Here is a 1,728-nt window from a genome sequence, read left to right as displayed (position 1 = left end):
TTGTGAAAAACCGCGACCCCCAGCCCTATCGGGGGAAGCCGCACCTCTTCCGTGGTGAGTACTTCAGCAGCCTGTTAGGTCGTGGTTGTCGCTCCGTTATTGTTGTCATCATGATTGTCGTTGTCGCTGGATGATTGTCGGCGGCGAGCTGACTGCTTGTCGCTTGCGGTGCGCCGGCGGTAGCTTTCGACATTCATTTCAAAGATCGTCGAGTGGTGGACGAGCCGGTCGATCGCCGCAATGGTCATGCCGGGATCGGGGAACACATGGTCCCAGCCCGAGAACGGCTGGTTTGCTGTAATCAGCAGGCTACGTCGCTCATATCGTTCGGCTATCAGCTCGAACAGGACGCTGGTTTCGGCCTGGTCTTTGCGGGCGTATGACAGGTCGTCGAGGACGATCAGGTCGAAGCGGTCGAGCTTGGTCAGGGCAGCGGGCAATTGCAGACTTTGTCTCGCTGCCTGCAGTTTCTGGACGATCTCGCTGGTACGCGTGAACAACACCCGATACCCCGCATCGATCAGGGCATGCCCGATGGCCGACCCGAGGTGGCTCTTCCCGCCGCCAGGGGGGCCGAAGATCAGCACATTGGCGCCTTTCTCCAGCCAGGAATCACCACTCGCCAGCGCCATCACGTGCGCCTTGGAGACCATCGGCACCGCGCTGAAGTCGAAGGCGGCCAGCGTCTTGGTTGGATGCAGGCGGGACTCGGTGCGGTGTCGTTCGATGCGGCGTTTGGCCCGTTCAGCCAGCTCGTGCTCGAGCAAAGCGCCCAGCAGCCGGGTGGCCTGCCAGCCTTCCTTGTCGGCGCGCTGGGCGAACTCGGGCCATAGACGGCCGATGGTGGGCAGGCGCAGCTCGTTGAGCATCAGCGTCAGGCGAGCGGTATCAACTGGGATAGGCGCGTTCATGCTGCCACCCCTGGCCCAGCAGGGCGTCATAGCAACTGGTTGGCGGCATCTGGACATGGATGACCGGGTGATCGGCTTGCCGCGGCGAGAACTCCTCACGCAGCGCTACCAGATCCGGCAGTTCACCGTCGGCCAACGTGACCTCCAAGCGCATGGCCAGCACGGCCTCGATACCGTCCATGGCTGCCAGCTCGAGCAGGCCAACCATCGTCTTGCATGCGTCTCGTTGCGACAGACGGGCATGGAGTTGTTCCCAGGTTTGCCGATAGGCTTCCCGCGGGAACAACTCATCACGGAACGCCAGCCCCTTGAAGGCCTGCGGCTTACGCTTGAGGCTGTCGGTGAAGTGGCGGTAATCAATGGTACGCCGGACACTGTTGGCAGCATGAGAGCCGCGAGCAGTACTGAACACCAAAGCCCCGGACAGGTAGCAGTCCAGCCGATCACCGTAAACGTGCTGCAACGGGTGACACGCGCTTCCTCTTCGGCAAAGTCCGTTGTGCGCTGGGGTGGCAGGTCCGACAACTGCTCGCGCTCAAGACGGAACGCCGCTGCATGACGCCGGTTACGACGCATCACGACCTCGCGCAGGAACGTCTCATAGGCGGCTCGATCCTCGAAGTCCCGGTGACCATGCAGCATCAGTGCCTGGTCGACGGCTTCCTTCAGATAGCGGTGGGACGATTCCACACTGCCGTTCTCGTGACCCTGGCCGCGGTTGTTGCGCGTGCCGGTCCTCCCATAGTGTTCCAGCAGCGCTTCGTAGCGCGTTGTGAAGTCGTCCTGCTCCTGCAGGTTCTTGAACGCCGCCGACAGG

At 62.2% G+C, this 1,728-nt stretch carries 1 protein-coding gene and 1 pseudogene; both read right to left on the bottom strand.

Annotated elements, in window-relative coordinates; genetic code table 11:
* Positions 1 to 74: 74 nt before the first annotated feature.
* Positions 75 to 911 (bottom strand): IS21-like element helper ATPase IstB, encoded by an 837-nt coding sequence (istB, locus tag J8I34_RS33850; RefSeq protein ID WP_209778429.1) that lies wholly within the window; start codon positions 909 to 911, stop codon positions 75 to 77.
* Positions 889 to 1,728, bottom strand: a pseudogene (locus J8I34_RS33845) (IS21 family transposase); the annotation flags it as partial. The gene istB and the pseudogene J8I34_RS33845, both read right to left, overlap by 23 nt.

It is taken from the genome of Cupriavidus phytohabitans, from assembly GCF_017815025.1.
In the GTDB taxonomy this organism is placed as follows: Bacteria; Pseudomonadota; Gammaproteobacteria; order Burkholderiales; family Burkholderiaceae; genus Cupriavidus.
The sequence above is the reverse complement of the archived record's forward strand: the minus strand, read 5'-3'. Positions and strand labels throughout refer to the sequence as shown.

Bases quoted from the DNA above. Each gene is read 5' to 3' on its own strand.
- istB (WP_209778429.1), bottom strand. From the start codon at position 911: ATGAACGCGCCTATCCCAGTTGATACCGCTCGCCTGACGCTGATGCTC.